This is a genomic window from Catenulispora sp. GAS73 (assembly GCF_041262085.1).
Classification (GTDB): domain Bacteria; phylum Actinomycetota; class Actinomycetes; order Streptomycetales; family Catenulisporaceae; genus Catenulispora.
Genome location: NZ_JBGCCM010000017.1, coordinates 73280 through 99190, shown reverse-complemented (window position 1 = coordinate 99190; position 25911 = coordinate 73280). Strand labels below are relative to the sequence as shown.

At 71.2% G+C, this 25911-nt stretch carries 23 protein-coding genes; 13 read left to right on the top strand and 10 right to left on the bottom strand.

Annotated features, from left to right (window positions below; translation table 11 throughout):
• Nucleotides 1-18: 18 nt before the first annotated feature.
• Genes ABH935_RS25305 through ABH935_RS25295 form a run of 3 tightly spaced genes read right to left on the bottom strand, consistent with a single transcriptional unit; the run spans nt 19 to nt 1927 of the window.
• The gene (locus tag ABH935_RS25305) at nt 19-717 is read right to left on the bottom strand and encodes a hypothetical protein (protein WP_370380411.1); all 699 of its coding nucleotides are present in this window, start codon (nt 715-717) and stop codon (nt 19-21) included.
• A complete protein-coding gene (locus ABH935_RS25300) occupies nt 714-1571 on the bottom strand; it encodes an ABC transporter ATP-binding protein (protein WP_370380410.1) in 858 nt (285 codons plus the stop codon). The genes ABH935_RS25305 and ABH935_RS25300 overlap by 4 nt, the downstream gene beginning before the upstream one ends.
• Entirely contained in the window at nt 1568-1927 is a 360-nt protein-coding gene (locus tag ABH935_RS25295; protein ID WP_370380409.1) for a GntR family transcriptional regulator, read from the bottom strand. The genes ABH935_RS25300 and ABH935_RS25295 overlap by 4 nt, the downstream gene beginning before the upstream one ends.
• Nucleotides 1928-2035: 108 nt before the next feature.
• On the opposite strand from ABH935_RS25295, the gene ABH935_RS25290 reads away from it, so the two are divergent.
• Together ABH935_RS25290 and ABH935_RS25285 are read left to right on the top strand one after the other, a co-directional pair.
• Complete coding sequence (locus tag ABH935_RS25290) at nt 2036-2434, top strand: sigma-70 family RNA polymerase sigma factor (protein WP_370380408.1); 399 nt, start codon at nt 2036-2038, stop codon at nt 2432-2434.
• A complete protein-coding gene (locus ABH935_RS25285) occupies nt 2431-2601 on the top strand; it encodes a hypothetical protein (protein WP_370380407.1) in 171 nt (56 codons plus the stop codon). Before ABH935_RS25290 ends, ABH935_RS25285 begins: the two co-directional genes overlap by 4 nt.
• Before the next feature lie 81 nt (nt 2602-2682).
• Here ABH935_RS25285 and ABH935_RS25280 read toward each other — a convergent pair whose 3' ends face one another.
• The 3 genes from ABH935_RS25280 to ABH935_RS25270 all read right to left on the bottom strand — a co-directional run bounded on the left by ABH935_RS25280 (nt 2683) and on the right by ABH935_RS25270 (nt 7572).
• Nucleotides 2683-4065, bottom strand: coding sequence for an L-serine ammonia-lyase (locus ABH935_RS25280; protein WP_370380406.1), 1383 nt, complete (start codon nt 4063-4065; stop codon nt 2683-2685).
• A 140-nt stretch (nt 4066-4205) separates the two neighbouring features.
• Complete coding sequence (locus ABH935_RS25275) at nt 4206-6635, bottom strand: ABC transporter permease (protein WP_370380405.1); 2430 nt, start codon at nt 6633-6635, stop codon at nt 4206-4208.
• Between the two features lie 82 nt (nt 6636-6717).
• Complete coding sequence (locus ABH935_RS25270; RefSeq protein ID WP_370380404.1) at nt 6718-7572, bottom strand: ABC transporter ATP-binding protein; 855 nt, start codon at nt 7570-7572, stop codon at nt 6718-6720.
• A gap of 174 nt (nt 7573-7746) precedes the next feature.
• Here ABH935_RS25270 and ABH935_RS25265 point away from each other — a divergent pair, with 174 nt between their 5' ends.
• Nucleotides 7747-9012, top strand: coding sequence for a sensor histidine kinase (locus ABH935_RS25265; protein WP_370380403.1), 1266 nt, complete (start codon nt 7747-7749; stop codon nt 9010-9012).
• Nucleotides 9009-9707 carry a response regulator gene (locus tag ABH935_RS25260; RefSeq protein WP_370380402.1) on the top strand — a complete coding sequence of 233 codons (699 nt, stop codon included), beginning with the start codon at nt 9009-9011 and terminating at the stop codon, nt 9705-9707. Before ABH935_RS25265 ends, ABH935_RS25260 begins: the two co-directional genes overlap by 4 nt.
• Before the next feature lie 487 nt (nt 9708-10194).
• Here the strand turns inward: ABH935_RS25260 and ABH935_RS25255 are convergent, their stop codons facing one another.
• Nucleotides 10195-12711 (bottom strand): ATP-dependent Clp protease ATP-binding subunit, encoded by a 2517-nt coding sequence (locus ABH935_RS25255; protein WP_370380401.1) that lies wholly within the window; start codon nt 12709-12711, stop codon nt 10195-10197.
• A gap of 66 nt (nt 12712-12777) precedes the next feature.
• Nucleotides 12778-13497 carry a hypothetical protein gene (locus tag ABH935_RS25250; protein WP_370380400.1) on the bottom strand — a complete coding sequence of 240 codons (720 nt, stop codon included), beginning with the start codon at nt 13495-13497 and terminating at the stop codon, nt 12778-12780.
• Nucleotides 13498-13559: 62 nt separating this feature from the next.
• Here ABH935_RS25250 and ABH935_RS25245 point away from each other — a divergent pair, with 62 nt between their 5' ends.
• The 5 genes from ABH935_RS25245 (at nt 13560) to ABH935_RS25225 (ending at nt 17377) form a co-directional block, all read left to right on the top strand.
• On the top strand, nt 13560-14297 hold the full coding sequence (locus ABH935_RS25245; RefSeq protein ID WP_370380399.1) for a Type 1 glutamine amidotransferase-like domain-containing protein: 738 nt from the start codon (nt 13560-13562) through the stop codon (nt 14295-14297).
• 37 nt (nt 14298-14334) lie between these two features.
• Nucleotides 14335-14685: a UBP-type zinc finger domain-containing protein gene (locus tag ABH935_RS25240; RefSeq protein WP_370380398.1), complete on the top strand. Its 351-nt coding sequence runs from the start codon at nt 14335-14337 to the stop codon at nt 14683-14685.
• Nucleotides 14686-14759: 74 nt separating this feature from the next.
• Nucleotides 14760-15488, top strand: coding sequence for an HD domain-containing protein (locus ABH935_RS25235; RefSeq protein WP_370380397.1), 729 nt, complete (start codon nt 14760-14762; stop codon nt 15486-15488).
• Between the two features lie 54 nt (nt 15489-15542).
• The gene (locus ABH935_RS25230; protein ID WP_370380396.1) at nt 15543-16148 is read left to right on the top strand and encodes an RNA polymerase sigma factor; all 606 of its coding nucleotides are present in this window, start codon (nt 15543-15545) and stop codon (nt 16146-16148) included.
• A 26-nt stretch (nt 16149-16174) separates the two neighbouring features.
• Nucleotides 16175-17377 (top strand): hypothetical protein, encoded by a 1203-nt coding sequence (locus tag ABH935_RS25225; protein ID WP_370380395.1) that lies wholly within the window; start codon nt 16175-16177, stop codon nt 17375-17377.
• Between the two features lie 110 nt (nt 17378-17487).
• Here ABH935_RS25225 and ABH935_RS25220 read toward each other — a convergent pair whose 3' ends face one another.
• Nucleotides 17488-18768: an MFS transporter gene (locus ABH935_RS25220; RefSeq protein WP_370380394.1), complete on the bottom strand. Its 1281-nt coding sequence runs from the start codon at nt 18766-18768 to the stop codon at nt 17488-17490.
• Nucleotides 18769-18926: 158 nt separating this feature from the next.
• On the opposite strand from ABH935_RS25220, the gene ABH935_RS25215 reads away from it, so the two are divergent.
• Together ABH935_RS25215 and ABH935_RS25210 are read left to right on the top strand one after the other, a co-directional pair.
• On the top strand, nt 18927-21026 hold the full coding sequence (locus tag ABH935_RS25215) for a histidine kinase (protein WP_370380393.1): 2100 nt from the start codon (nt 18927-18929) through the stop codon (nt 21024-21026).
• Between the two features lie 72 nt (nt 21027-21098).
• On the top strand, nt 21099-21899 hold the full coding sequence (locus tag ABH935_RS25210; RefSeq protein WP_370380392.1) for an LLM class F420-dependent oxidoreductase: 801 nt from the start codon (nt 21099-21101) through the stop codon (nt 21897-21899).
• A gap of 18 nt (nt 21900-21917) precedes the next feature.
• Here ABH935_RS25210 and ABH935_RS25205 read toward each other — a convergent pair whose 3' ends face one another.
• A complete protein-coding gene (locus ABH935_RS25205; RefSeq protein ID WP_370380391.1) occupies nt 21918-22526 on the bottom strand; it encodes a DNA-binding response regulator in 609 nt (202 codons plus the stop codon).
• An 86-nt stretch (nt 22527-22612) separates the two neighbouring features.
• On the opposite strand from ABH935_RS25205, the gene ABH935_RS25200 reads away from it, so the two are divergent.
• Nucleotides 22613-23368, top strand: coding sequence for an ABC transporter ATP-binding protein (locus ABH935_RS25200; RefSeq protein WP_370380390.1), 756 nt, complete (start codon nt 22613-22615; stop codon nt 23366-23368).
• Complete coding sequence (locus ABH935_RS25195) at nt 23368-25854, top strand: ABC transporter permease (protein ID WP_370380526.1); 2487 nt, start codon at nt 23368-23370, stop codon at nt 25852-25854. The genes ABH935_RS25200 and ABH935_RS25195 overlap by 1 nt, the downstream gene beginning before the upstream one ends.
• Nucleotides 25855-25911 lie beyond the last annotated feature (57 nt).

Genomic DNA, 25911 nt, shown 5'->3' with positions numbered 1-25911 from the left:
CCTGGCGCAAGTCCGCGTCTACACCCGCGACCGCAGCATCAGCACGGCCCAGCCGGTGCCGAACAACACCACGAGCGCCAGCGGGTAGAGCGCGAAGTCGGCCAGCATCGGCTGGGAGCCGAAGTAGTGCCCGACGTGTCCGATGGTGTGTGTCAGCACCAGGAGGGCCGCCACCGCGGCGGACACCGCGGCCAGGGCCACGAAGAACAGCCACAGGCCGAGCTGGCCGAAGATCCGGAAGATCGCGGCCACGAACGCCGTGACCGACGTGAGGGCCATCATCGGGATCCCGTAGACCAGCGCCTGCGTGAAGTAGTTGTTCTGGTGGATGTGCGGCAGATCCAGCAGCCGCATGTGGACGAACCAGCCGTGCGTGCCGATCTCGATCTTGTTCAGCAGCGCCAGCCCGAGGCCGGCGATCACCGTCTCGGCGGCGACCAGAAGCGCGGTGGCCCGGACGAAGGCCCGGCGGGTGATGGACAGCGCCGTCGAGAACGGGAACAGCTGGGTGATCAGCCACGGCTGCACGCCGAGACCGGACAGGTAGAAGGCGCTGAGCGCGCCGGTGCTCCGGCTGTGGTAGGGGACCTGGCCGCTGATCAAGGCGAACAGCGCCGTGCAGATGGCGATCGCGATGCCGATGCTGTACCACGGGACCGCGAAGGTCGTGCCCGGCTTCAGCATCTGGATGCGCAGCGCCTTCATGGTCTGGTTCATGCCGGATCCCCCTGGTTCGTCGTGAACACGATCAGCTCCTGCAGCGACAGCGAGTCGACGCTGACGCCCTCGGCCCGCCCCTCCGGACGCCGCGGCAACGCCACCCGCAGCCGGCCCCCGAGCTCGGAGCGGTGCAGCACCGGCGTGCCGTCCGCGTACGCGGCCACCGCCGCGCTCGGGCCGCTCACCGACACCGCGCGGCCGCGCAGGTCGTCCGCGTCGGCGTCGATCAGCACCTTGCCGTGGTCGATCAGCACCACGTGCTCGATCAGGTCGGCGACCTCGTCGATGAGGTGCGTGGACAGCACGACGGTGCGCGGGTGCGCCACGAAGTCCTCCAGCAGCCGGTCGTAGAAGACCTGCCGGGCCACCGCGTCCAGCCCCAGGTACGGCTCGTCGAACATGGTCAGCGGGGCCCGCGCGGCCAGGCCGATGACGATGCCGACCGCGGAGAGCTGGCCCCGCGAGAGCTTCTTGACCTGCCGCTTCGTCGGCAGGTCGAACTCGCCCACCAGCCGGTCGGCGTAGCCCTGGTCCCAGTTCGGGCAGGCGATCGCGGCGGCGGCGAAGGCGTCGCGCACCTTGAAGTTGGCCGGGTACTTCTGCGACTCGCGGATGAAGCAGACGCGGTCCAGCACCGCGGCGTTCTCGCGCGGCGGCTGCCCGAACACCTCGACCCGGCCGGAGGTCTCGAACTCCTGCCCGGTCAGGACGCGCATCAGGGTGGTCTTGCCGGCGCCGTTGCGGCCCAGCAGCCCGTGGATGGTGTTCTGCTCCAGCGTCAGGCTCACACCGTCCAGCGCGGTGTGGCCGCGGTAGCGCATCGTCAGGTCCTCGACGACCACGGCGCTCATCGTTCCCCTCCCCGCTTCTCGATCAGGTTCTGCACGTCGGCCGCGTTCAGGCCCAGGCGGCGCGCCTCGGCCAGCAGCGGCTCCACGAAGTCCCGGGCGAAGGCCTCCCGCCGCCGGTCCAGGACGCGCTGCCGAGCGTCGCCCGCCACGAACATGCCGATGCCTCGCTTCTTGTAGAGGATCCCGTCGGATACCAGCTGGTTGATGCCCTTGGCCGCGGTCGCCGGGTTGATCCGGTGGAACGCGGCGAGCTCGTTGGTCGACGGCACCTGCGTGTCCGCGGCCAGCGTGCCGTCCAGGACCGAGTCCTCGATCTGTTCGGCGATCTGCTGGAAGAGCGGGCGGCCCTCGTCCATCACCGGTTCCTGGGTTCATTACTCATGTAACTAACCATGCAAGTGGGTAGGCTCTGGTGTCAAGCGAGGAAGCTGAAGACGAGGTGTCGCAAGGGAAAGACCTCGGCGATGATGCAACCGGTGACCCGGCACGCCGCCGAGGACCTGGTGCAGGGCGCGCTGGAGCGCGCCTATCGGCACTGGGACCGGGTCGCGGGCATGGAGGCGCCGGAGGCGTACGTGCGGCGGATCCTGGCGAATCTGGCCGCCGACCATCATCGGCTCCAGAACCGCGGCTCGCGACCCGTCCCCGGACGCGGACGACCACGACGCGTCATGAGGGTTCTGAGTCAGTTGCCGCCGCGGATGCGCGCGGTCCTGGTGTTGCGCTACTACGACGACCTGAGCGAGGCGCAGATCGCTGAGGCACTGGGCGTCTCGGTCGGCACGGTGAAGTCCCAGGCGGCGCGGGCGCTGGCCAGACTGCGCGAGGCGATGGCGTCGACCGAGGAGAAGCGGATGTCATGACAGAGATCGAAGACACCCTGTCGCGGGTCCTGACCGCGGAAGCCGACCGGCACGAGCCTCCGGTGTTCCACGCCCGCCCGATTGCCGAGGGCGCGGTGCGCGGGAAGCTGTGGCGGCGGCCGCGGTGTTCGCGGCGGCCGGCGGTCACCCGGCCGAGGGCCCGGTGACCGTGACGTTCCGGAACGGAGCCTTCGCGCGCCGGGTGGTACGCGTGTGATCGGCACAACCCCGTCACCCGGCCCTGACCGTCAGCACTCGATGACGTTCACCGCGAGTCCGCCCCGCGCAGTCTCCTTGTACTTCACCGACATGTCGCGGCCGGTGTCCTTCATCGTCTTGATGACCTTGTCCAGCGACACGTGGTGCCGGCCGTCGCCGCGCAGGGCCATCCGCGCGGCAGTGACGGCCTTCACCGCGGCCATGCCGTTGCGCTCGATGCACGGGATCTGCACCAGGCCGCCGATCGGGTCGCAGGTCAGGCCCAGGTTGTGCTCCATGCCGATCTCGGCGGCGTTCTCCACCTGCTCCGGGGTGCCGCCGAGCACCTCGGCCAGGCCGGCGGCGGCCATCGAGCAGGCCGAGCCGACCTCGCCCTGGCAGCCGACCTCGGCGCCGGAGATGGAGGCGTTCTCCTTGAACAGCATGCCGACGGCGCCTGCCGCGAGCAGGAAGCGGACCACGCCTTCCTCGTCGGCGTCCGGGACGAAGTTCACGTAGTAGTGCAGCACGGCCGGGATGATGCCGGCGGCGCCGTTGGTCGGTGCGGTCACGACCCGGCCCCCGGCCGCGTTCTCCTCGTTCACCGCCATCGCCCAGAGCGTGGCCCATTCGTTGGCGTGTATCTCGCGGTTGCCCTCGGTGCGCAGGGTGCGGGCCAGGCCCGGGGCGCGGCGGCGGACCTTCAGGCCGCCAGGCAGGATGCCCTCGGTGCTGATGCCGTTGCTCACGCACTCGCGCATCACCCGCCAGATCTCCAGCAGGCCGGCGCGCACCTCGGGCTCGGTGCGCCAGGCGAGTTCGTTCTCCAGCATCAGGCCACTGACACTGATGCCGGTCTGCTCGGTCAGCTGCAACAGCTCCGCGCCGGTGCGGAACGGGTACTTCAGGACGGTGTCGTCCAGGACCACGCGATCGGCGCCGACGGCGTCCTCGTCGACCACGAAGCCGCCGCCGACCGAGTAGTAGGTCTTGGTCATCAACGGTTCGCCGTGCTCGTCGTACGCGGACAGCTGCATCCCGTTGGAGTGGTACGGCAGCGACTTGCGCCGGTGCAGGACGAGGTCGCGGTCCTCGCTGAAGGTGACCTCGGCGGCGGTGCCGTGCTCGGTCCCCAGCAGCCGCAGCCGCTTGGTCTCGCGGATACGCACCAGGTCGAGTTCCGCGCCGCGCACGTCGACGGTCGCCGGGACCTGGCCCTCCAGGCCGAGCAGCACCGCCTTCGGGGTGCCGTGGCCGTGGCCGGTCGCGCCGAGCGAGCCGAACAGTTCGGCCCGGACCCGCGCCACCTTCGGCAGCACATCCTCGTTGTCCAGGCGCTTGACGAACATCCGGGCCGCGCGCATCGGGCCGACGGTGTGGGAACTCGACGGGCCGATGCCGATCGAGAACAGGTCGAAAACACTGACCGCCATGCTTTTGCCTCTCACACCATTGTGACTGGGCTTTTTAAGAGCTGAGCCGGAATGCCGGCCTTCCGAGGGTATCAACCGCCGGAAGCCGACATTCCTTGGTGATTGCTGAGGTTGGCTGCTGTTCTCGTCGCGTTCTCGCGCTATTCGGTCCGCAGCGCCGTCGCGGTCCGCGACCGCGCGGCCCAGCCGGCCGGCAGCAGCGCCCCGAGCAGCGCGATCACGACCCCGCCGGCGAGCAGCGGCAGCACGAGCCCGAGCGAGTAGGTGTTGGTCACACTCGGCGGCAGGTGCATGCCGACCGCGTTCCCCATAGGAGTCAGCGTCGCCTTCTCCAGCGCGGTGCCGATCGGCACCCCGATCAGCCCGGCGATCAGCCCGGTCAGCGCCACCGAGGTCAGCACCATGGTCACGGTCTGCCGCGGCGTCATCCCGAGCGCCTTGAAGATCCCCAGGTCGTGGATCCGCTCGCGGGTGTCCTGGACCACGGTGTTCAGTACGCCGAGCGCCGCCACCACGAGCAGCATCACCGACAGCGTCGCGACCAGCGCGCTCATCGTCACCACCACGTCGGACTTGCCGCGCCCGGGCTGGTGGTCGACCGAGGCGTTCAGCGGCGACAGCGCGGCCGTGGCCGAGGCGGCCCACGCCGGCCCGTCGACGTTCGAGCCCAGCTCCACGTTGAACTGGTCGATGTGCGGCGTCAGGCCGGCGGCGGTGAACGTCGCGCTGTCGACCAGGACGGACCGGCCGCCGTCGTGGGTGTCGAAGTCGATGCCGACCACCTTCAGCGTCAGCGGCTTGCCCTGCTGCACGACGGTGACGGTGTCCCCGACGTGCGTCCCCATCGCCGAGGCCAGCCGGTCGCTGACCACCGCCTCGCCGGGCCCGGAGTACCAGCGGCCCCCGATCAGCTCCAGACCGGTCCAGGAGAAGTCGCCGGAGACGGTGTCCACCTGGCTCGGATCGCCGGTCGGCGCGCCGACGATGCTCGCCCCGCTGTCGCCCCAGCCGAAGGCCGCCTTGGTGCCCTGGATCGTGTTCAGCACCGCGGACACCTTCGCCGGGTCCAAGTGCGGGGTGCGCGGGTCGTTGGGACCGTAGAACCCGCCCGGACGTTGCGGATGCCCACTGTCGTCGGACTGGCCGGGCACCACGATCACGGAGGCGTCGTTGAAGCCGGCGGCCCGCTGGTCCTGGAACTTGCTGAACCCGGTCTCCAGACCCAGCGCGAACGTCACGCTCACCGCGCCGAACAGCACCGCGGCGCCGACCAGCGCGGCCCGCGCCGGCCGGGCGAAGGGCTGCGCCAGCCCCAGCGACATCGCCCGGGGCAGCGGCAGACGGGAAGCCAGACGCTGGGCCGCACGGCCCCGTTCGGCCTTGGGCGCTCGGCCCACCACCAGCGTCTGCGCGGCCGGCAGCCTTCCGGCCCGCAGCGCTGGGATGAGCGCGGTGATCCCGACGACCACCAGCGTGCCCACCGGGACCACGATGTTCACCCACAGCGGCAGGCTGGTGTTGGCGGCTCCGAGATCGTGGCTGGTCCCGCTCAGCACCGGGACCGCCAGCAGGTTGCCGAAGACGGTTCCGACCACGACGCCGATCGTCGCCGGAATCATGGCCTGCGCGGCATAGGCTCGGGCCACCTGGCCCGGGGTGAAACCGAGGGACTTCAGGATCCCGATGCGCCGGATCGCCGACACCACCGCGCCGCTCACCACGATCGCGATGATCAGCACCGACAGGAACAGGCCGAGGACGCCGAAGACGATCAGGAACGGCACGAAGGCCTTGGCGTTGCCGGTCGCCTGCTGTTCGGCGGTCAGCCAGGACTGCGAGCCCTCCAGCGAACCGGCCGGCACGGCGGCCGTGAGCGTCTGCCGGTCGGCGGCGATCTGGACATCGGTCCCGGCCGAGGCGAAGCGGTAGAGCATCTGCGTGTCGGCCCGGGCCCCGGCGGCGGTCAGCCGGGCGAAGCCGTCGGGCGTGGTCCAGCCGCTCGCGGTGGAGGTCAGCGAGTTGGCGAAGCCGACGACCGTGAACGAGGGCTTGCCGGGCAGCGAGGTGAACACGACGGACTTGCCGAGGCAGTCGTCGGGCCAGTTGTAGAGGACGATCTGGTTGGCGTTCGTCGGCCAGCTGCCGTGGTCCAGGACGATCTGGTCCAGGCCGGAGGTCGCCGACAGGTTCGGCCGCGCTGTCACGGTCACCGGCGGCGCCGAGGTGCCGGCGAAGGGCATGCCGGGGCCGCCGGTCGCGGTGCAGTCGGCGCCGATCGTCGCGTCCAGCGCGGTGGTGATCGGGAAGGGGCCGGAGGCGTCGGTGACGCCGGTGGCGTGCGCGGTCGCGGCGACCTGGCTCGTGGTCGCCTTGCCGCCGTCGTACTGGACGGCCAGGTGCGCGCCGTCGCGTTGCGCGAAGGCGTGCTCGAACGGGGCCGAGACCGCGCTGAGCAGGCCGAGGGACAGGACCGAGGAGGTCACGGCGGCCAGCGTGGTCAGGGCCATGACGAAGGACTGGACGCGGCGGCGGCCGACGCCGGAGCGGACCACTTTCCCCAGGGCGCTCATCGCATCACCGCCAGCAGGAAGCGGGCCATGGCGTGGAAGGCGGCTTCGAAGAGGCGCCGGGGGAGGGGTGGTTTGCCGAGGGTCATCGGACCGCTCCTGACGGGCCGTTGAAGGTGGTGGTCGTGACGTTCGCTGCGTTCGCGGTCGTCGTGGAACCGGCCGGCGATGCGTCCCCCCGCGGCGCACCGATGGCCGGATTCACGGCAGCCCTGTTCGCCACGGCCGTGTCCGTGTTCACCACGTCCCGGGCCACCGCGCCGTCGACCAGCTCGATCGTCCGGTGCGCGGTGGTCGAGGCCAGCTCGACGTCGTGGGTGACCAGCAGGATGGTCTGGCCCTCGGCGTTCAGGTCCAGCAGCAGCCGGCGCACGTCGGCGGCGGCGTGCGAGTCCAGCGCGCCGGTCGGCTCGTCGGCGAGCAGCAGCGCGGGCCGGTTCATCAGCGCCCGGGCCACCGCGACGCGCTGCCGCTGGCCGCCGGACAGCCGCGCCGGGTAGGCCTTGGCGTGCCGGTCGATGCCCAGCGAGCCGAGCAGTTCGGCGGCCCGCCGCTTCGCCTCGCCCTTGCCCATCCCGGCCAGCTGCGCCGGGACAAGGATGTTGTCCAGGACGGTGAGGTCGTCCAGCAGGTTGAAGAACTGGAAGATCATGCCGATCGAGGCCCGCCGGTACTTCGCCGAGCCGGCCTCGCCGAGCTGGTCCACGCGCGTCCCGTTGACCGTCACACTGCCCCCGGTGGGACGGTCCAGGCCGGCGATCAGGTTCAGCAGCGTGGACTTGCCGCTGCCGGAGTGGCCGAGGACCGCCAGGCACTCCCCGGCGGCCACGGACAGGGTCACGCCGGCCAGGGCGGGCGGGCCGTCGTCGTATTTCTTCGTCGCGTCGCGCAGGTCGATCATCGGTTGGTTCGTCGGCGGATTCGTCGGCGGGTTCGTCATGGCCATGAACCTATGGACAGACGGTGATCGACCGCGTCGGCCTGAGTCATGAACTGTGCTACACCCGTGAGCCGATGCCGAGGGGTCGTCATCCTGGTGGTGTATCCCGCAGGCGTAGGCCTGTAGACGGAGCGGGTGATGTGAACCGGCCCGGGTTCTTGCGACACTGAGGCGGTGAACAGGGACGACGAGGGCTGGGTGCGGGTCGTGTGGACGGCGGTGCGCCGTCGCACGGGGGCGACGCCGTCGCCCACCCACTGGGCGTGGGCGGCGGACATCGCGCTGGCCCTGGCGATGGTGATCAGCACCCTCAACAGCGGCTACCACCACGCGGTGGTCAGCCCCGACCAGCACGGCCCCTTCTACGCCCTGAACCACCTGATCTCGGTGAGCCCGCGCGACGACTTCTGGGCGGTCATGACCGCGGTGCCGCTGGCCGTCCGCCGCCGTTTCCCGCTGGCCGCGTTCTGGGCCTGCGAGGTGGCGATCATGCTGTTGCACGCCGACGTGGCGGACTCCAACGACACCGCGATCTTCACCTTCATGTCCGTCCTGATCGCCGCCTACAGCGCCGCCATCTACAGCCCCTACCGCTCGGCGATGGTCTACAGCCTCGGCTTCGGCGCGATCATGCTCGCTGCCACGCGGGGCGGCCAGATTCCGAACATCACGCGCAGCTTCGTGCCGTTCCTGTTCCTGATCCCGATCGTCCTGGGCGCCAACGCCATCGGGAACTGGAAGCAGCGCGTCCACGACCTGGAAGAGGAACGCGAATCGTCGATGCTGCGGGCCGTGGAGCAGGAGCGCGCACGCATCGCCGCGGAACTGCACGACGTGGTGTCGCACAACGTGAGTGTGATGGTGGTCCAGGCCGGGGCGGCCCGCAAGGTCCTCGACAAGTCCCCGGACCTGGCGCGTGAGGCGCTGCTGGCGGTGGAGGACAGCGGCCGCGCGGCGATGGCGGAACTGCGGCACGTGATGGGCCTGCTGACGATGACGTCGCAGGGCGGCGACCCGGCCGGCACCGCGGACCTCGCGCCGCAGCCGGGCCTGGAGCAGATCCCGGCGCTGGTGGAACGCATCCGCAGCGGCGGCGTGCGCGTGGACCTGGCGATCGAGGGCGACGTGATACCGCTGCCGTCGGGCCTGGACCTGGCGGCGTACCGGGTGGTGCAGGAAGCGCTGACGAACGCGGTGAAGCACGCGGTCGGCGCCCTGATCCGCGTGACCCTGGAGTACAGCCCGCAGCGGCTGAAGGTGGACGTCGTCGACACGGGAGGAACGACCTCCGCGGCGGCGGCCACCGGCAACGGCCGCGGCCTGGCGGGTCTCCGCCAGCGCCTGGCGGTCTACGGTGGGACGCTGAGCGCGGGGCCGCGCCTGACGGGGGGCTACATGGTGAGCGCGGTGATCCCGCTGAGGGAGGGGGCGACGGCATGAACGCGACGCGAGTGGTGATCGCCGACGACCAGGTACTGGTGCGGACGGGCTTCCGCATGATTCTGATGTCGGAGGGCATCGACGTGGTCGGCGAGGCCGCCAACGGCGACGAGGCGCTGCGCGTGGTGCGCGAGACCCGGCCCGACGTGGTGCTGATGGACATCCGGATGCCGGGGATGGACGGCCTGGAGGCCACGCGACTGATCCTGTCGGAGGGGACGGGCGCCGGTTCCTCCGAACCCGCCCCCGAGCCGCCGCGCATCATCATCCTGACAACCTTCGACCTGGACCAGTACGTCTACGCGGCCATCACAGCCGGAGCAAGCGGCTTCCTGCTGAAGGACGTCAGCCCCGAGCACCTGGTCGCCGCAGTCGGCATGGTCCGCGCAGGCGACGCGATGCTGGCCCCGGCCATCACCCGCCGGCTGGTCGAACGCTTCGCGGTCCCGACCGTGAACCCCCGCACCGAAGCACTGCACAAGGACCTCGCGACCCTGACCCCCCGAGAACGCGAAGTCCTCGGCCTCCTGGGCCGCGGCCTGTCGAACGCGGAGCTGGCGGCACGCTTCCACCTTTCGGAGGCGACGGTGAAGACGCACGTCGCACGAATCCTGGCGAAGCTGAACCTGCGCGACCGGGCCCAGGCGGTCGTGGTCGCTTACGAGACGGGGCTGATCACGCCGGGGGTGGCGTAGCACGCTAGCGGCGACGCACGTTCGGCTGTCGGCCGCCGTGTGTGTCAGTGCCAGCGCTTATACATATAAAAGGGGCGAAAACTTCCTAACAAAATGCCCGCCGCCGCTCGCCGCTCGCCGCCGCCGCCGCCACTGCTCGCCGCCACCGCCGCTCGCCGCCGCTCGCCGCTCGCCCGCCGCCGCTCGCCACCCCCGCTCGCCGCCGCTCGCCGCTCGCCCGCCGCCGCTCGCCGCTCGCCGCCGCCCGCCGCTCGCCGCTGCCGCCCGCCGCTCGCCGCTGCCGCCCGCCGCTCGCCGCTGCCGCCCGCCGCCACCGCCGCCGCTCGCTCGCCGCTCGCTCGCCGCCACCGCCGCCGCTCGCTCGCCGCTCGCTCGCCGCCACCGCCGCTGCTCGCTGCCGCTCGCCGCCGCCCCACCTGCCCGCCGCAAAGCAGCGGGGCCGCGAGCCAAAGCCCGCGACCCCGCTCGATCCCGAGCGGCGAGCCGCCTATCCCGTAGCCGCCCCCGCCTTGCTCCCGTGCCGCACACTGCACACCAAATGATCGTCCGCCTCGTCCGCCACGATCGTGTCGCCCGGATTCGTGTCGCCCGACAGCAGCAGCGAGGCCACCTTGTTGTCCAGCTCCGACTGGATCGTGCGGCGCAGCGGCCGGGCGCCGAACTCCGGCTTGTACCCGCGCTCGACCAGCCAGCCCTTCGCCTTCTCCGTGACCTCCAGGCCCAGGTTCTGGGCCTTCAGGCGGCGGCGGGAGCTGTCCAGCATCAGGTCCACTATGTTGCCCATCTCGCCCTTGCCGAGGCTGTGGAAGATCACCACTTCGTCCAGGCGGTTGATGAACTCCGGCGGGAAGAAGCCCCGGACCTGGTCCATCAGCTGGTCGCGGATCTCGTCGGTGTCGCCGTGGTGCGCGAGGATCAGTTGGCTGCCGATGTTCGACGTCATGATGACCACCGTGTGCCGGAAGTCGACGGTGCGTCCCTGCGCGTCGGTCAGGCGGCCGTCGTCGAGCACCTGGAGCAGGGTGTTGAAGATGTCCGGGTGGGCCTTCTCGACCTCGTCGAACAGGATCACGGAGTAGGGCTTGCGCCGCACCTTCTCCGTCAGCTGCCCCGCCTCCTCGTACCCGACGTATCCGGGCGGCGACCCCAGCAGCCGCGAGACCGTGTGCTTCTCCTGGAACTCGCTCATGTCGAAGCGCAGCAGCCGGTCCTCGTCGCCGAACAGCAGCTCGGCCAGCGCCTTGGCGAGCTCCGTCTTGCCGACGCCGGTGGGCCCGAGGAACAGGAACGAGCCCGTCGGCCGGTTCGGGTCCCCCATCCCGGCCCGCGACCGCCGCACCGCCTCGGCGATGGCCGTCACCGCCTCGTCCTGGCCGACCACCCGGTCGTGCAGCGCCTCCTCCAGCTTCAGCAGCCGCGTCTTCTCGTCCTCGTTCAGCTGCGCGACCGGGATCCCGGTCCGCCGCGACACCACCTCCGCGATGTCGTTCTCCGTCACCTTCAGCGCGCCCTCGCGCCGCTCCTCGATGGTCGCGACCTCGTCGTTGAGCTCGTCGATCCGCGCCTTCAGATCCTTCGCGCGGTCGTAGTTCTCCGAGGAGACCGCCTCGTCGCGCTCCCGCGTCAGCTTCGCCAGCTTGTCCTCGCGCTCGATCGCCTCCGTCGACTTGCCGAGGTTGCGCAAGCGGATCCGTGCGCCGGCCTGGTCGATCAGGTCGATCGCCTTGTCCGGCAGGAAGCGGTCCGAGATGTACCGGTCCGACATCAGCGCCGCGGCCGCCAGCGCCTCGTCCGTGAACTTCACGCCGTGGTGCGCCTCGTACCGGTCGCGCAGCCCCTCCAGGATCTGGATCGTCTCCTCGACCGTGGGCTCCGCGATCAGCACCGGCTGGAACCGCCGCTCCAGCGCCGCGTCCTTCTCGATGTTCTTCCGGTACTCGTCGATCGTCGTGGCGCCGATGACGTTCAGCTCTCCGCGCGACAGTGCCGGCTTCATGATGTTGCCCGCGTCCATCGAGCTGTCGCCGCCCGATCCGGCGCCGACCACCGTGTGCAGCTCGTCGATGAACAGGATCGTCGAGTCCGAGGCCTTCCCCACCTCGTCGATCACGTTCTTCAACCGCTCCTCGAACTCCCCGCGGTACTTCGACCCGGCGACCAGCCCGGCCAGGTCCAGCATCACGACCCGCTTGCCCTCCAGGGTCTTGGGCACGTCCCCGGACACGATCCGCTGCGCCAGCCCCTCCACGATCGCGGTCTTGCCGACGCCCGGATCCCCGATCAGCACCGGGTTGTTCTTCGTCCGCCGGGACAGCACCTCGATGGTCTGCTCGATCTCGTCGGCCCGCCCCACCACCGGATCGAGCTTCCCGGCCTTGGCGTCCTCGGTCAGGTCCCGGCCGTACTCGTCCAGCGTCGGCGTGTCCGACGGCTGCTCCGGCCCGGTCGGCATTCCCTCAGCGCGTGACGCCTTCGTGATGCGCTTGCCCAGGTCCTTCGCGTCGGCCTGGGTGTTGTTCAGGACGTGCCCGGCCCCGGAGTCCGGGTCCTCGGTCAGCGCCGCGAGGATGTGCTGCGGCCCGACGTACGTCGAACCGGACGCCTGCGACAGCTCGTGCGCCCGCATCAGCACGCGCTTCGCCGAAGGCGTCAGCCCCGGCTCCGACGACGGCGTCCCGCCGGAGGCCGGCAGCGACTTCTCGATCGTCTGCGCCAGCCGGTCCGGGTCGATGTTCGCCGCGGCCAGGATGCCACGCGTCGGCTCCAGCTGCGTGGCCGCCCACAGCAGGTGCTCGGTGTCGAGGTCGGAGCTGCCGTCCTGGGTCGCGCGATGCGAGGCCGTGGAGATCAGCTCCCGGGCCGACTCGGTCAGCAGCTGACCGATCGGCACACGCTGGACCCGCGGCGGCGAGAACTCCGGGGACATCCCGAAGAACCGATTGAGCAGGTCGTTGAAGGGATCGTCGGAGCGGTCGAAGAAGCCGCCGAAGGAGCTCATGGACATGAATCCAGACAACACCCCATATGGGCGAACCGCACGGCGAGACTGAGCCGAGCGGGTAGGCGCTCCTTACCGAGCCGATGCCGAGGTTTTCTCCAAAGCACCTTCGGCCAGCGCCAGGGCGAGCGCTCGGCCGGGACACACCCGCGGACCGCTACCGAACGTCAACCCCACCGGACCTACCTCCAGCAGCACCGTTTCACCGTCAGCGATCTCGGTATCGCCGACCCGCGTAGCGGCAATGGCGACGCGCCGCATCACCTGAACCGGCGGCGTACTGCGAATCGTGGCGTGCACGTCCCCAGAACCGCCGCGAGCACTTGCGATCAACGCCGCAGTAGCGTCGCAAGCCTGCACGAGAATGCCCACGCGGTTCGCGGCGTGCTCGGGATCGGACGCCTGGATCAGCGGCAGAAGCAGCCGCACAGCCTCGTCGGCCGCCGGGTCGTCCCCACCGAAGTAGTTGTCGGCCACGACGCACAACGCCGCGACCGCCGCCTCATCAAGCTCTGGCAGCCCCATCGCCGACGCGAGGGCGCGCAGCACCCGCGTCCGGTCGTCGCCAAGCAGGCCGGCGGCCAACCGCCGCAGCTCGTCCACGTCGATGCGCGCCAACTCCGCTTCCACATAGGCACGACGCCGCGCATGCACCGCACCATGAGCGAACCGCGCGACCGTCGCCCGCAGCCACGCCATCGAACCCTCGGGTCCGGACTCCGCAGGCAGCGGAACCAGCAGCGGATCAGCCAGCGCCGCCTCGATGTCGGCGCGAGAAGTCAGAGTCACCATGCCCCGACCGTACGGCCGGTTCGTTTCGGCGCTCGCCGAACCGTCCCGCTAGGCTGCCGATCATGGCAGGCCACATCGTCGCTACAGGTGCCGGACGAGCTCTCATGGAGCGCCGCACCGACCCGTACCACGAGTTCGTCCTGGGCCTCACCCGCAAGGAACGCCCCCGCGTCCTCTTCCTGCCGACCGCCACCGGCGACGACCCGGCGTACATCGTCTCCTTCTACGAGACCTACACCGCCGACCGCTGCGACCCGTTCCACCTGCGCCTGTTCACCCGCACCGTGACCGACCTGCGCGCGTTCGTGCTGTCCATGGACCTCATCACCGTCGGCGGCGGCAACACCGCGAACATGCTCGACGTCTGGCGCCGCCAGGGCCTGGACGTGATCCTGCGCGAGGCGTGGGAGAACGGCGCGGTCCTCACCGGCGGCAGCGCCGGCGCGCTGTGCTGGTTCCAGGGCGGCACCACCGACTCCTTCGGCCTGCCCTACCAGGTGCTCGCCGACGGCCTGGGCTTCCTGGAAGGCAGCGTCTGTCCGCACTACGACGGCGAGGACTCCCGCCGTCCGGTGTATCGCGACGCCCTGCACTCCGGCGCCCTGCCCGGCGGCTACGGCATCGACGACCTCGTCGGGATCTACTTCCACGGCACGGAATTCGTCGGCGCCTTCAGTTCCTCGCCGGCGGCGAGTGCGCTGCGCGTCGACGTCGTCGACGGGATGATCGCCGAGACCCGGCTCCCGGTGCAGCTCCTCGGCTCGGGATCGTCGGCCGGCGGCCGCGCCCCGAGCACCTGACAAGCGCTCGCGCCCCGGGCCGGGTAGCGTCTGGAGCATGTCCATCCCAGGAGTCGACCCCAGCGTCCCGCCGAGCGGCACCGGTTGTGTGGAGTGCGACGAGAACGGCGGTTGGTGGGTGCACCTGCGCCGTTGTACGCAGTGCGGCCACGTCGGCTGCTGCGACAACTCGCCCGAGCAGCACGGCCGCAAGCACGCCGCGAGCAGCGGCCACACCATGATCACCAGTTTCGAGCCCGGCGAGGACTGGTTCTACGACTTCAGCAACGACAACTTCTACGAGTCCGGGCCGGCCCTGGCGCCCCCGGACAGCCACCCGGCCGACCAGCCGGTGCCCGGGCCGAAGGGCCGCGTCCCGGCGGACTGGCAGAGCAAGCTGAACGCCTGAGGAAGGCTTCGAAACTCCCGTAGAAGCAAGGCCCAGACTGGAGTCACGTCACCTGACCCCGCTACATTCCCGCCATGGACGGGATTGAGCGGGGCCAGTTGAAAGTCATGCCCATCCACGCCGTGACCGAGGTCTACGGCGAGGCCGGCCTGCACGCGCTGTTCGACGTCGAGATCGAGGCGTTCCCCGACGGAGAGCGCGCCACCCTGAAGCGCGCCGAACGTGTCGCCTCCCGGCTGCACGCCGGCGACAAGCGCGTCCGCGAACCGTATGTCAACCATCTGCTTCGCGTCGCCATCCGCATCATCCGCCACTACCAGGTCCGCGACGCCGAGGTGGTCGTCGCCGCGTTGCTGCACGACGCGGTCGAGGACCACCCCGCGGATCTCGCCGATCTGGCGAGCGACGGCGAACGCGCCTCGGGGGAGCGGTACGCGGCCTTGGCCGTCCTCGCCCGCGCCTTCTCCCCGCGGGTCGCCAACCTCATCGCCGCGGTCACCAATCCCGACTACGACCTCGCGCGCGACCGCGGGGAGCAGTATCGCGAGCACGTCGTGGAGAGCCTGGAAGTCGATCCGTGGGCGCGGGTCATCAAGCTGTCCGACTTCACCGACAACGGCGTCGGCATCATCCACACCACCGGCCCGAAGGTCCGCAAGGCCTCGGCGAAATACGCGCCGCTGGTCCCGCAGCTCCGCGAATTCGCACTGCGCGCCGACACCCCGTTGAGCGATGAGGTGAAAGAACTCATCGCCGGACAGCTCGACCAAGCCGCGGAACGATTCCGCTCCATTCTGGGGTAGCTCGGGTAGGCTGCCCGGCGGGGTGGGTCCAAGACCTTCGCATCAAGGACCCCAATGCTGGATGGGCAAGACATAGCGGACGCTCTCGCCGGCGCCGTGCGCGGTGACGAGGCGTCCTTCGCCGTGCTCTGGCGCGCCCTGAACCCGCCGTTGCTGCGGTATCTCCGAGTCCTGATCCCCGCCGCCTGCGAGGACGTCGCATCCGAGACCTGGCTGCAGGCCTCGCGCGATCTCGGCGGCTTCACCGGGGACGCCAAACAGTTCCAGGTGTGGCTGTTCCGTATAGCCCGCAACCGTGCGATCGACGAGGGCCGCCGGAACCAGCGCCAGCTGGACGATCCCGTCGCCGCGCTGCCGGAACAGCGGTCCGGGGACGACACCGCCGAGGCGGCGCTGGCCGCGATGGCCACGCGTCGGGCGCTGGCGGCCATCGCGGAGCTGCCGCGCGACCAAGCCGAAGCCGTGCTGTTGCGGGCCGTGGCCGGTCTGAGCGCCGAGCAGGCCGGCTCGGTCGTCGGCAAGCGCTCCGGCGCGGTGCGGGTGGCGGCGATGCGTGGTCTGCGCACGCTGAAGAAGCGGCTCGACAAGGCGGCCGAGCCGGAGAAGGCGCAGCTCAAAGGGATGGCGCGGACGGGTTCGAGGGCGGGTGTAACACGATGAGGCGCAGGATCGCTCCTTGGAGCACGATGCGTACGACAGGGAACTCCCCGCGGATCCTCGGGAGCCGGCGACCGGGTCGCCGAGCCGCCGAGGAACTGCTCGACCACGCCGGCGGCTCGGGTGCCGCGGGCGCGGTGCCGGGTGCCGCAGGCGTTGCGGGCGCTGCGAACGTCGGCGACGTTGCGAACGTCGCTGGCGCGAACGTCGCCGGCGCTGCGGGCGCCACCGCGGGATTCCCGCCGGCGGGATCAGGGCTCGAAGTCAGCCCCGATCTGCGGGCTCTGGCGCGGCTGCTCGACTCGGCCGCCGGACCTGCCCTGACCGCCGAGCTCTCGGGCGAGGACGCGGCCCGTGCCGTGTTCTCCGCGCATCACTCCGCCTCCGCGACACCCTCCAAGGAGAGACGCGTGTTCAGCAAAGCCCTCCTCGCCAAGACCGTGACGGTGAAGATCGTCGTCGCCGTCTGCGGCGTGTCGGTCGTCGGCGTGTCCGCCGCCGCCGCGACCAACTCCCTCCCGTCCGGCCTGCAGTCCAAGGCCCACTCGCTGGGCTTCCCGGCCCCGAAGGACAGCCGCGTCGGCGGCACCGACCTGATCACCACCCCCGTGGGCGCCGAGGGCAAGGGCCCGGCCGTCCCGACCCCGACCGGCGCGCCCACGAAGTCCGCCCCGCCACGCACCGACCAGACCGCCCTCGATGCCGCCGGCGCGAAGCTGCTCGGCGACGACAGCTTCCGGCTGTGCAAGGCTGCCGAGGACGGCGACCGCGACGATCAGGGACACGCCCTGACCGCCGCCGAGCTGCAGAAGCTGGCCAAGGCCGCGAACGTCCCGGCGGCCGACATCGCCAAGCTCCAGTCCGCCCTGGACGCGGAGCGCAGCGAGGCGCAGAAGCGGATGCAGGAGTTCTGCGACCGGCTGGCACAGGCGGAGAAGGACGTCCACGACGGCCACACGCCGACGTTCCCGATCCCGACGCCGCACCCCGGCGACGGCTGGCCGACCACGTGGCCGACGACCTGGCCGACGAAGGTGCCCAGCGGCCTGCCGACCGGGCTGCCCACACATCTACCCAGCGGCCTGCCCACGCACCTGCCGACCGGCCTGCCGTCCGGCGCGCCCACCTGGCCGACCGGCTGGCCGATCGACGGCGGACCGCAGAACCCGGTCGACCCGATCCGCCCCGGCGCCCCCACGGCCTCCGGCAGCGTCGGCGGCTCGCAGCACTGACATACGGACGCTGATCTCGCACTGACCGAGCGTCTGATCCGTCCGCATCCGGCGTGCCCCACCCACCCCACCCCACCTGACGCCGGGTGCGGACGGAACAGCCCTACTTCCTAGTCCTGCAAGGCCCGCCAACCGGCGATAGCCGCAGCCCCCAACACGATCCCCGCCACCGAGAACCCCTCCCGAGGGCCTACGAACTCCACCACCGCCGCGACCCCGAACCCGGTGATCGGCGACGTCCCCGTCATCGCCACGCCCCACAGACTCATCACGCGTCCGCGCATGTCCGGCGCGCAGCGCAACTGAGCCAGCGTGTTGGCCGAGGCGATGAACCAGATCGACGTCACGCCCAGCGCGGCCATCGCCACCAGCGCGATCGGCATGGTCGGGGACACCGCGATGCCGATCACGGTCGCGGCCGTGGCCAGCGCGAGCCAGCGCACGCGGCGCCCGGTCGGCTCCGGCTGCGCGGCGGCCAACAGCGCTCCGGGCAGCCCGCCGACGCCGAACGCCGCCATCATCGCGCCGTACCCGCCGCCGCCCTGATGTAGCGCGCGCGAGACCAGCGGCGGCAGTGCGATACCCATGCCGAATATGAGGCCGGACGCGGCCGACATCGGGAGCAGCGCGCGGATCACCGGCGAGCGGAACGCGTAGCGTATGCCGTCGCGTGCGGCGCCCCGTACGCGCACTCGCTTCGTCGCGGCGGTCGCGCCGGCGTGCGGCTTCATCCGCAGCAACACGATCAGCGGCGCCAAGTAAGAGAACGCATTCACCCCGAAGCAGGCGGTGGCCCCCGGTCCGGCCAGCAACGCCCCGCCCAAACCGGGCCCCACGACCCGCGACGCGTTCAGCGCCACTTCCCACAGACCCACCGCGCTGGCGACGCCGTCCGCCCCGACCAGGTCCACCACGTAGACCTGGCGTGCTGGCGAGTCGACCGCCATCGCCGTGCCCGAGAGCACCGACGCGACCAGCACGTTCCAGACCGCGAGCGTGCCGGTCGCGGCCAGGACGGTCAACGCCGCCGCGATCCCCATCAAGACCGACTGGGTGACGATCAGCAGCCGCCGCCGGTCCGAGCGGTCCACCACGGCGCCCGCCCACGCGCCGCCGACCAGGGTCGGGCCCATGGTGCACAGCGTCAGGACACTGAGCCACACCGCGTCGCCGGTCGTCTGCAGCATCCACCACGACAGCGCGACGCCCTGCGCCATCACCCCCGACGCGGACGTGATCTGTCCGGCGAACCACCACCGGAAGTCGCGTTCCCGAAGAGCGCCGCCGATGCGCCCGAACACGGTGTCCTCGCGGATGTCTTTGCCGTCACTGAAGTCTTTGCCGTCACGGATGTCTTCGGCGCCGCCGCCCGCTTCGATGGTCGCAGACAAGGTCCCTCCCAGAGCCGGGCAAGACCCTACCCCGGCGAGGCGGTCGCTCCGCGGGGCATTTCGTCAGGTGGTCACTGTGCCGTCTGCGGGTGCGGCGGCAATGAGCCCCTTACCGCACAACCGGTCGCAAAGCAGGCCGCCGGCTCTACGATGACCGGGTGGGGATCACCGGGAGCGACAGTGCGCCGCGCCTGGCTCGCGGCCTGGTCTTCGCGGTCGCGGCGGCGCTGGTGTCGGTGCACGTCGTCAAGGCCGTGGGCCGCGTCCCCGGCGATCCGGCGGCCGGGCTGACGATCATCGCCGCCTGCCTGGCGATCCTGCTGCTCGCATTCCGGCCGGCGACGTGGCCGCGGGTCGTGGCGCAGCTGGCGTGCGGCTTCGTGGCCGTGGTGCCGGCCGGCGCGTCGATCGGGCTGCTGGCGGTTCCGGTCGGCGCCGCGTTCCTGCAGGGCCTGTGGCCGCTGGTCGTCCCCGTGCTCGGCGCGGCGGCGTGGGTCCAGGCGGTGCGGACCGACAGCGCGCGCGACACCGTCGACATGTGCGTCACGATCCTGCTCGGCGGGATGGTCCTGTACGCCGTCACGACCCTGGCCGCATTGGCCGCGCGCGTTCACGGGACCCGCCTGACGCTCGCCGCCGCCGCTGTGACCGCCGAGCGCCTGCGCATCGCCGAGGGCCTGGACGCCGATCTGTCCTCGGGCCTGACTCGCATCCGGGTCTTGGCTGCGAAGCAGGATCCCGACGTCCTCGACGGCCTGCTGGCCGACGCGCGTACGACTCTGGCCGCGACGCGCGCGACCGCCGCCGATCTCCGCAGCCTGTCGTTGGCGCCGGAGTCCGCGAGCGCCAAGGCCCTGCTTCAGTCGGCGGGGATCGAGGCGGACGTGGTCACCGGCCACACTGAACCGCTGGGGCCGGCGGGGACCGTGCTGGCGACCGTCCTGCGTGAGGCCGTGACCGCCGTGGTCCGGGTCGGCGACGCGCGGCACTGCCAGATCGTCACCGGCGAGGCCGCCGGGCAGGTCGCGCTTCGCGTGACCAGCGATGGCGTGCGCACCGCGGCCCTCGGCGCGGATGTCCTGGATGGCTTGGCGCAACGTGTCCGGGCCAGCGGTGGACGGCTGGCGGCGGGGTTGGAGGCCGACGGCCGTTTCGCTGTCGAGGCGTCGGTACCGGCTACGCCTTCGGCGGCCGAACCGGTGGACGCGCCGGAGCTTCGGCGCGCGACTGTGCTGTATTACCTGCTGTTGGCGGCGTTCTGCGTACGGACCCTGCTATACGTGCCGGCTGTCCTGATCGCGCCGGCGCTGCTGGTCCTCGCGGTGCTCTGCACGCTGCAAGTCGTCTACTCGGTTCGAGACGAGAAGCGCCACAGCGAGGCGGCGATCGTCCTGTTCGCAGCGCTGACCTACGCCCCGATGCATTCCTTCGGTCAGAACTGGATCGCCTCCCTCGGTCTCCTGACCGGCTCGCTCCTGATCGCGTTGCCGTTGCCACTGGCCGTGCCGGTGGTCGCGGCGGCGCTCGGGGTCGGCGGCCTCATGGCGTCGGCCGATGGCACCAGCGCGGTGTCGGCGATCCTGAACGCCTTGGTGACCTGTCTGATCGTGTACGGCATGCTGCGCTTGGCGCGTCTCGTCCGTGAGCTCCAACAGGCCAACGACGGTCTGGCGCGCGCAGCGATGGTGGGTGAACGCCTGCGTGCGGCGCGTGACTTGCATGACCTGCTCGGCCACGGACTCGCGGCGATCCTGCTCAAGGCGGAGCTGGCGCGCCGACTGCGGACGACCGATCCGGTCCGCTGCCTGACCGAGATCCGCGACGTCGAACGCTTGGCCGCGCAGGGCGAGCGCGAACTACGGGCCCTGACAGGCGGCACGCGTGAGTTGTCGTTCGGCGACGAACTGACATCCGCGGCGGCGGTGCTGGCCGCGGCCGAGGTGGCGGTCGAGGTCGAAGGCGATGAACTGGCCGTGCCGGCAGAGGCAGGCGCGGTGCTCGGCGTCGTGCTGCGGGAGGCGGTGACGAACGTCCTGCGTCACAGCACGGCGCGCCACGCGCGGATCGCCGTCACCCTGACCGAGGCCAAGGTGCGCCTCGAAGTGGAGAACGACGGCGTGGCATCGGACGTCGGATCGCCCGGACCATCCGGCTCGGGCGTCGGCGGCCTGACGCTCCGCCTTGCCGAGTACGGCGGAACCCTGACCGCCGGACCGGACGACGGCTGGTACCTCCTGCACGCCGAGCTGCCGCGATAGGTGCGACAGCCGGCCGATCACGCTGGCGAACTCGCCGACCTCGGCATGGTCCCCGGGCGTAAGCTGCGCCCCATGATCGCTCAGCCCTCGTCGAAGATCCGCGTCGGAATCCAGCTCGCGCCGCAGCACGTCGACTACCCCGTCATCCGCCGCGCCGCCGCGCAGGCCGAGGAACTCGGTGTGGACGTCCTGTTCAACTGGGACCACTTCTTCCCGCTCGGCAAGGTCGCCGACGGCAAGCACTTCGAGTGCTGGACCATGCTCGGCGCGTGGGCCGAGGCCACCTCGCGGGTCGAGATCGGCCCGCTGGTCACCTGCAACAGCTACCGCAACCCCGACCTGCTCGCCGACATGGCACGCACCGTCGATCACATCAGCGGCGGCCGCCTCATCCTCGGCATCGGCGCCGGCTTCAAGGAACGCGAATACGTCGAGTACGGCTACGAGTTCGGCACGCCTGGCAGCCGCATCGACGACCTGTCCCGCTCCCTCCCGCGCATCGAGCACCGCTTCACGCAGCTCGACCCGCCCCCGACCCGCAAGATCCCGCTCCTGATCGGAGGCGGCGGCGAGAAGAAGATGCTCCGCATCGTGGCTCAGCACGCTGACATCTGGCACAGCTTCGCCGGCGGCGACGAGCTGGCGCACAAGATGAAGGTCCTGGACGAGCACTGCGCGGCGGTCGGCCGGGATCCGGCGGAGATCCAGCGCTCGGTGCTGGTCGGCGGCGACCCCGCGGAGTGCGAGCGGGAGCTGGAGCTCGGCGTGAGCCTGTTCGTGGTCAGGAACCCGGGGCCGGACTTCGACTTCGGTGAGCTGCGGGACTGGCTTGCTTGGCGGGATGAGCACAACCGGGACGCGGCGGCGTCGTAGTCGCCCTGATCAGGGCTCTTAGACCCATCCGGCCTCGCGGGCGATCCGCACCGCGTCCGTCCGATTCCGCGCGTTCAGCTTCCCCACGATCGCCGTCAGCACGTTCCGTACCGTTCCCGTCGACAGGTGCAGTGCGGCGGCGATCTCCGGTGGCTCCGCGCCTGCGGCCAGCTCGCGCAGCACGTCCCGCTCGCGCGGCGTCAGCGGGTTCTCCGCGAGGTCCCAGGCCGTGACGGCGAGCGCCGGGTCCAGTACCCGGCCGCCGCCGGCGACCGTGCGGATCGCGGCGGTCAGCTCCTCCGGCGGCGCCGTCTTCAGCAGGAAGCCGTCGACCTTCGCCTCCAGTGCGCGGCGCAGCATGCCGGGGCGGCCGTTGGACGTCAGCATCAGCGTCCGGCACGTCGGCACCTTCTGCTTCAGCAGGGCCGCCGCCTCCAGGCCGTCGATGTCGCCGGGCATGTCGATGTCCAGCAGGGCCACGTCCGGTGCGAACACCAGCGCCCGCGGCACCACGTCGTCGCCGGTCGCGGTCTGCGCCACGACCTCCAGGTCCGGCTCCAGCTCCAGCAGGGCGGCCAGGGCGCCGCGCACCACGAGCTGGTCCTCGGCCAACAGCAGTCGGATCACGTCACGACGATACCCGTGACGATGTCACGGGTGATCGATGACCGCCTCTCTGGGGAACGAACCCGCAGCTCGGCAGGCTGGTAGGCATGAACGAGGCGATCACACAGACGGTCTCAGAGGCCATCACCCTGCAGGCCGTCAGCAAGGTCTACGGCAAGGGCCGCGGCGCGGTCGCGGCACTGCGCGAGGTGTCCGTCGGGCTGCCCAAGGGCGGCTTCACGGCCATCATGGGCCCCTCCGGCTCCGGCAAGAGCACGTTCCTGCACTGCGCGGCCGGCCTGGACCGGCCGACCGCGGGCACCGTCCGGCTCGGCGGCACCGACCTGTCGGGCCTGAGCGAGACCAAGCTCACCGAACTGCGCAGGGAGCGCGCCGGCTTCGTCTTCCAGGCCTTCAACCTGGTGTCGTCGCTGACCGTGAGCCAGAACATCACGCTGCCGCTGCGCCTGGCCGGCCGCCGGGCCGACGACGCGCGGCTGGCCGAGGTGGTCAAGCGCGTGGGCCTCACCGAGCGCACGCACCATCGGCCCGGCCAGCTCTCCGGCGGGCAGCAGCAGCGCGTGGCGATCGCCCGGGCGCTGATCGCCGACCCGGAGGTGATCTTCGCCGACGAGCCCACCGGCGCGCTGGACACCATGACCGCGCGCGAGGTGCTGGTGCTGCTGCGCGAGACGGTCGACACCATGGGCCAGACCATCGTCATGGTCACCCACGACCCGGTCGCGGCTGCCTACGCAGACACGGTCCTGTTCCTGGCCGACGGCCGCATCGCCGATTCCATGCACGCCCCGACCGCCGCCGGCGTCGCCGACCGCATGATTCGTCTGGGGGCGTGGGCGTGATGATGTTCCCCATCGCCGTCGCCACGCTGCGTCATCGCAAGGGTGGATTCGTCGGGGCGCTGATCGCCCTGTTCTGTGCTGCCGCGCTGGTCACCGGCTGCGGCACGCTGCTGGTCACCGGGATCCTCGGGAGCGTCAAGCCCGAACGTTTCGCCGCCGCGCAGATCGTCGTCACCGGCGACCAGAACGTGCACGCCACGGAGGTCAGCGGGAAGGGCAAGGTCAAGAACAAGGCCAAGCCTGTCAGCGATCACGTGTGGGTGTCCGCGGGGCTCGCCGACCAGATCAGGACTCTGCCTTCGGTGAAGGCGGTCGCTACCGAGGTGCTGTTCGCGGCGTACCTGCCGGGTGGTCCGACGAGCGATTCCTTCGGCCACGGTTGGGAATCCGCTTCGCTGTCCCGTTTGACGCTGGCTTCGGGGCGTGCGCCTTCTGCTCCAGACGAGGTGGTGCTGGACGCGTCGACGGCGACTGCGACGCACCTCCGCGTCGGATCGACGGCGCCGTTGCGCACGGCTGGCGGGACGATGCCGGTGCGCGTCGTGGGTGTCACGTCGCAGGGCTTTGCGAGCCAGGCCGCGATCTACTTCGACACGGCCGAGGCACGCATGTTGGCGGGACACGACGGGTTGGTCGACGCGATCGGCGTGTTTCCCGCCGGGGATCCCGATGTCACCGCGACCGATGTCAAGAGCCTGCTTTCGTCGGCTGACGCCGGGACCGTTCCCGCGCCGGTCGTCCACACCGGGGATTCCCGTGGTGCCGCCGAGTTCCCGGACTCCGCCAACGCCTCGGTGCGGCTGATCAGCATGGGAGCGGTGCTCGGCGGGACGTCGCTGATCGTCGCGGTGCTGGTGGTCGTCGGGACGTTCGCGTTGTCGATCCAGCAGCGGCAGCGGGAGATCGCGGTGTTGCGTGCGGTGGCGGCGACGGGCAAGCAGGTGCGCAAGATGATCGGCGGCGAGGCGCTGGCGGTGGGGCTGGCCGCCGGGGTGGCGGGGGCGTTCGCGGGACTGCCGCTCGGGGCTTGGCTGCACGGGGAGTTCGTGTCGCTGAACATCATCCCGGCGAACGTTCCGGTGGTGCTGTCGGTGTTCCCGGTGTTCGCCTCGGTGCTGGCCACGGTCGGCGCCGGCTGGGCGGCGGCGCGGATCTCCGCGCGGCGGGCCACGCGGATCCGTCCGGTGGAGGCGCTCGGGGAGGCCGAGTTGAAGCCGCCGCGGGTGTCGGTTGTCAGGGCCCTGTTCGGGGTGCTGGCGATCGCCGGGGCGGCGGTGCTGACAGCGTTGCTGACCGCGCTGCACAGCGACGGGGCCTCGACGCCGGTCTGCTTCAACGCGGTGCTGCTGTGGTGTGTCGCGCTGGCGCTGTTGGGGCCGTGGGTGGCGCGGTCGGCGGTGGCGGTGCTGGGGGTGCCGTTGCGGCTGTCGCGGGTCGGGGGGTATCTGGCCGCGAACAACCTGCGGGCGGCTGCGCCGCGGTTGGCGTCGGTGATCACGCCGTTGACGCTGATGACGGCCATGGCGTGCACGATTCTGTTCTCGCAGACGAGCGTCGCGGACGCGGCGACGGCGCAGCGTGCGGCGGGGAACGTGGCCGATTATGTCGTGGGGAGCAAGGTGCCGGCGGGGGCCGCCGCGGAGGTGAAGGCGGTGCCGGGGGTGCGGACCGTGACGCAGGTGCTGCACGCGACGGTGCGGACCGGGCTGAACGATCGGAACGTGCTCGGCGTGACGCCCGCGGGGCTCGGCGACACGCTGGACCTCGGGGTCACGGCTGGGAGCGTCGGCTCGCTCACCGGGCCGGACACGGCGGCGGCTGCGCTCGGGCAGGGGTATCGCGTCGGGTCTCAGGTCTCGATGACGCTGCCGGACGGGACGCCCGCGCGGGTGACGATCGTCGCGCTGTACTCGCGGCAGCTGGGCTTCGGCGACCTCGTGGTGGCGCACTCGCTGCTGGCGCCGCACGTGGACGTGCCGCTCGACGACGAGCTGCTGGTGAAAGCGCCGGGCGTGGAGCGGGCCGCGCTGGTCGCCGCGCTGAAGGCAGAGCCCGGGCTCGGGATCCGGGACCGGGTGCGGGCGCAGGCGTCGAGCAATGACGCGGGGGCGAAGATCGGCTACGTGACGCTCGGGCTGATCGTGGCGTTCACGGCGATCGCCGTGGTCAACACGCTGGCGATGAGCATCAGCGACCGCCGCCGCGAGTTCGCGGCGCTACGCCTGACCGGCGCGACCCGCCGCCAGGTGCAGCGGATGCTGGGCTGGGAGACGGCGACCGCGGTGGCGGTGGGCACGGCGCTCGGGCTGGCGGTCGCGGTGGCGGTGCTGACGACGTACGCGAGCGGCATGACGCGCGGCACGGGCGGCGTGTCGATGCCGCCGGGGGCGCTGGCGGCGGTGGTCGGCGGCGGCGCGGTGCTCGCGACGCTGGCGACGTGGGTGCCGGCTCGGGCGGCCTTGGCGGCGGGGCCGGGTTCGGGTTGACGGTTTGCCGGTGACGGTTCGGCGCGGGAAGGCTGCCTTCGGCCGGGTGACCGGGGC

Bases quoted from the DNA above. Each gene is read 5' to 3' on its own strand.
- ABH935_RS25305 (WP_370380411.1), bottom strand. From the start codon at position 717: ATGAACCAGACCATGAAGGCGCTGCGCATCCAGATGCTGAAGCCGGGC.
- ABH935_RS25300 (WP_370380410.1), bottom strand. From the start codon at position 1,571: ATGAGCGCCGTGGTCGTCGAGGACCTGACGATGCGCTACCGCGGCCAC.
- ABH935_RS25295 (WP_370380409.1), bottom strand. From the start codon at position 1,927: ATGGACGAGGGCCGCCCGCTCTTCCAGCAGATCGCCGAACAGATCGAG.
- ABH935_RS25290 (WP_370380408.1), top strand. From the start codon at position 2,036: ATGATGCAACCGGTGACCCGGCACGCCGCCGAGGACCTGGTGCAGGGC.
- ABH935_RS25285 (WP_370380407.1), top strand. From the start codon at position 2,431: ATGACAGAGATCGAAGACACCCTGTCGCGGGTCCTGACCGCGGAAGCC.
- ABH935_RS25280 (WP_370380406.1), bottom strand. From the start codon at position 4,065: ATGGCGGTCAGTGTTTTCGACCTGTTCTCGATCGGCATCGGCCCGTCG.
- ABH935_RS25275 (WP_370380405.1), bottom strand. From the start codon at position 6,635: ATGAGCGCCCTGGGGAAAGTGGTCCGCTCCGGCGTCGGCCGCCGCCGC.
- ABH935_RS25270 (WP_370380404.1), bottom strand. From the start codon at position 7,572: ATGACGAACCCGCCGACGAATCCGCCGACGAACCAACCGATGATCGAC.
- ABH935_RS25260 (WP_370380402.1), top strand. From the start codon at position 9,009: ATGAACGCGACGCGAGTGGTGATCGCCGACGACCAGGTACTGGTGCGG.
- ABH935_RS25255 (WP_370380401.1), bottom strand. From the start codon at position 12,711: ATGTCCATGAGCTCCTTCGGCGGCTTCTTCGACCGCTCCGACGATCCC.
- ABH935_RS25250 (WP_370380400.1), bottom strand. From the start codon at position 13,497: ATGGTGACTCTGACTTCTCGCGCCGACATCGAGGCGGCGCTGGCTGAT.
- ABH935_RS25245 (WP_370380399.1), top strand. From the start codon at position 13,560: ATGGCAGGCCACATCGTCGCTACAGGTGCCGGACGAGCTCTCATGGAG.
- ABH935_RS25240 (WP_370380398.1), top strand. From the start codon at position 14,335: ATGTCCATCCCAGGAGTCGACCCCAGCGTCCCGCCGAGCGGCACCGGT.
- ABH935_RS25235 (WP_370380397.1), top strand. From the start codon at position 14,760: ATGGACGGGATTGAGCGGGGCCAGTTGAAAGTCATGCCCATCCACGCC.
- ABH935_RS25230 (WP_370380396.1), top strand. From the start codon at position 15,543: ATGCTGGATGGGCAAGACATAGCGGACGCTCTCGCCGGCGCCGTGCGC.
- ABH935_RS25225 (WP_370380395.1), top strand. From the start codon at position 16,175: ATGCGTACGACAGGGAACTCCCCGCGGATCCTCGGGAGCCGGCGACCG.
- ABH935_RS25210 (WP_370380392.1), top strand. From the start codon at position 21,099: ATGATCGCTCAGCCCTCGTCGAAGATCCGCGTCGGAATCCAGCTCGCG.
- ABH935_RS25200 (WP_370380390.1), top strand. From the start codon at position 22,613: ATGAACGAGGCGATCACACAGACGGTCTCAGAGGCCATCACCCTGCAG.
- ABH935_RS25195 (WP_370380526.1), top strand. From the start codon at position 23,368: ATGATGTTCCCCATCGCCGTCGCCACGCTGCGTCATCGCAAGGGTGGA.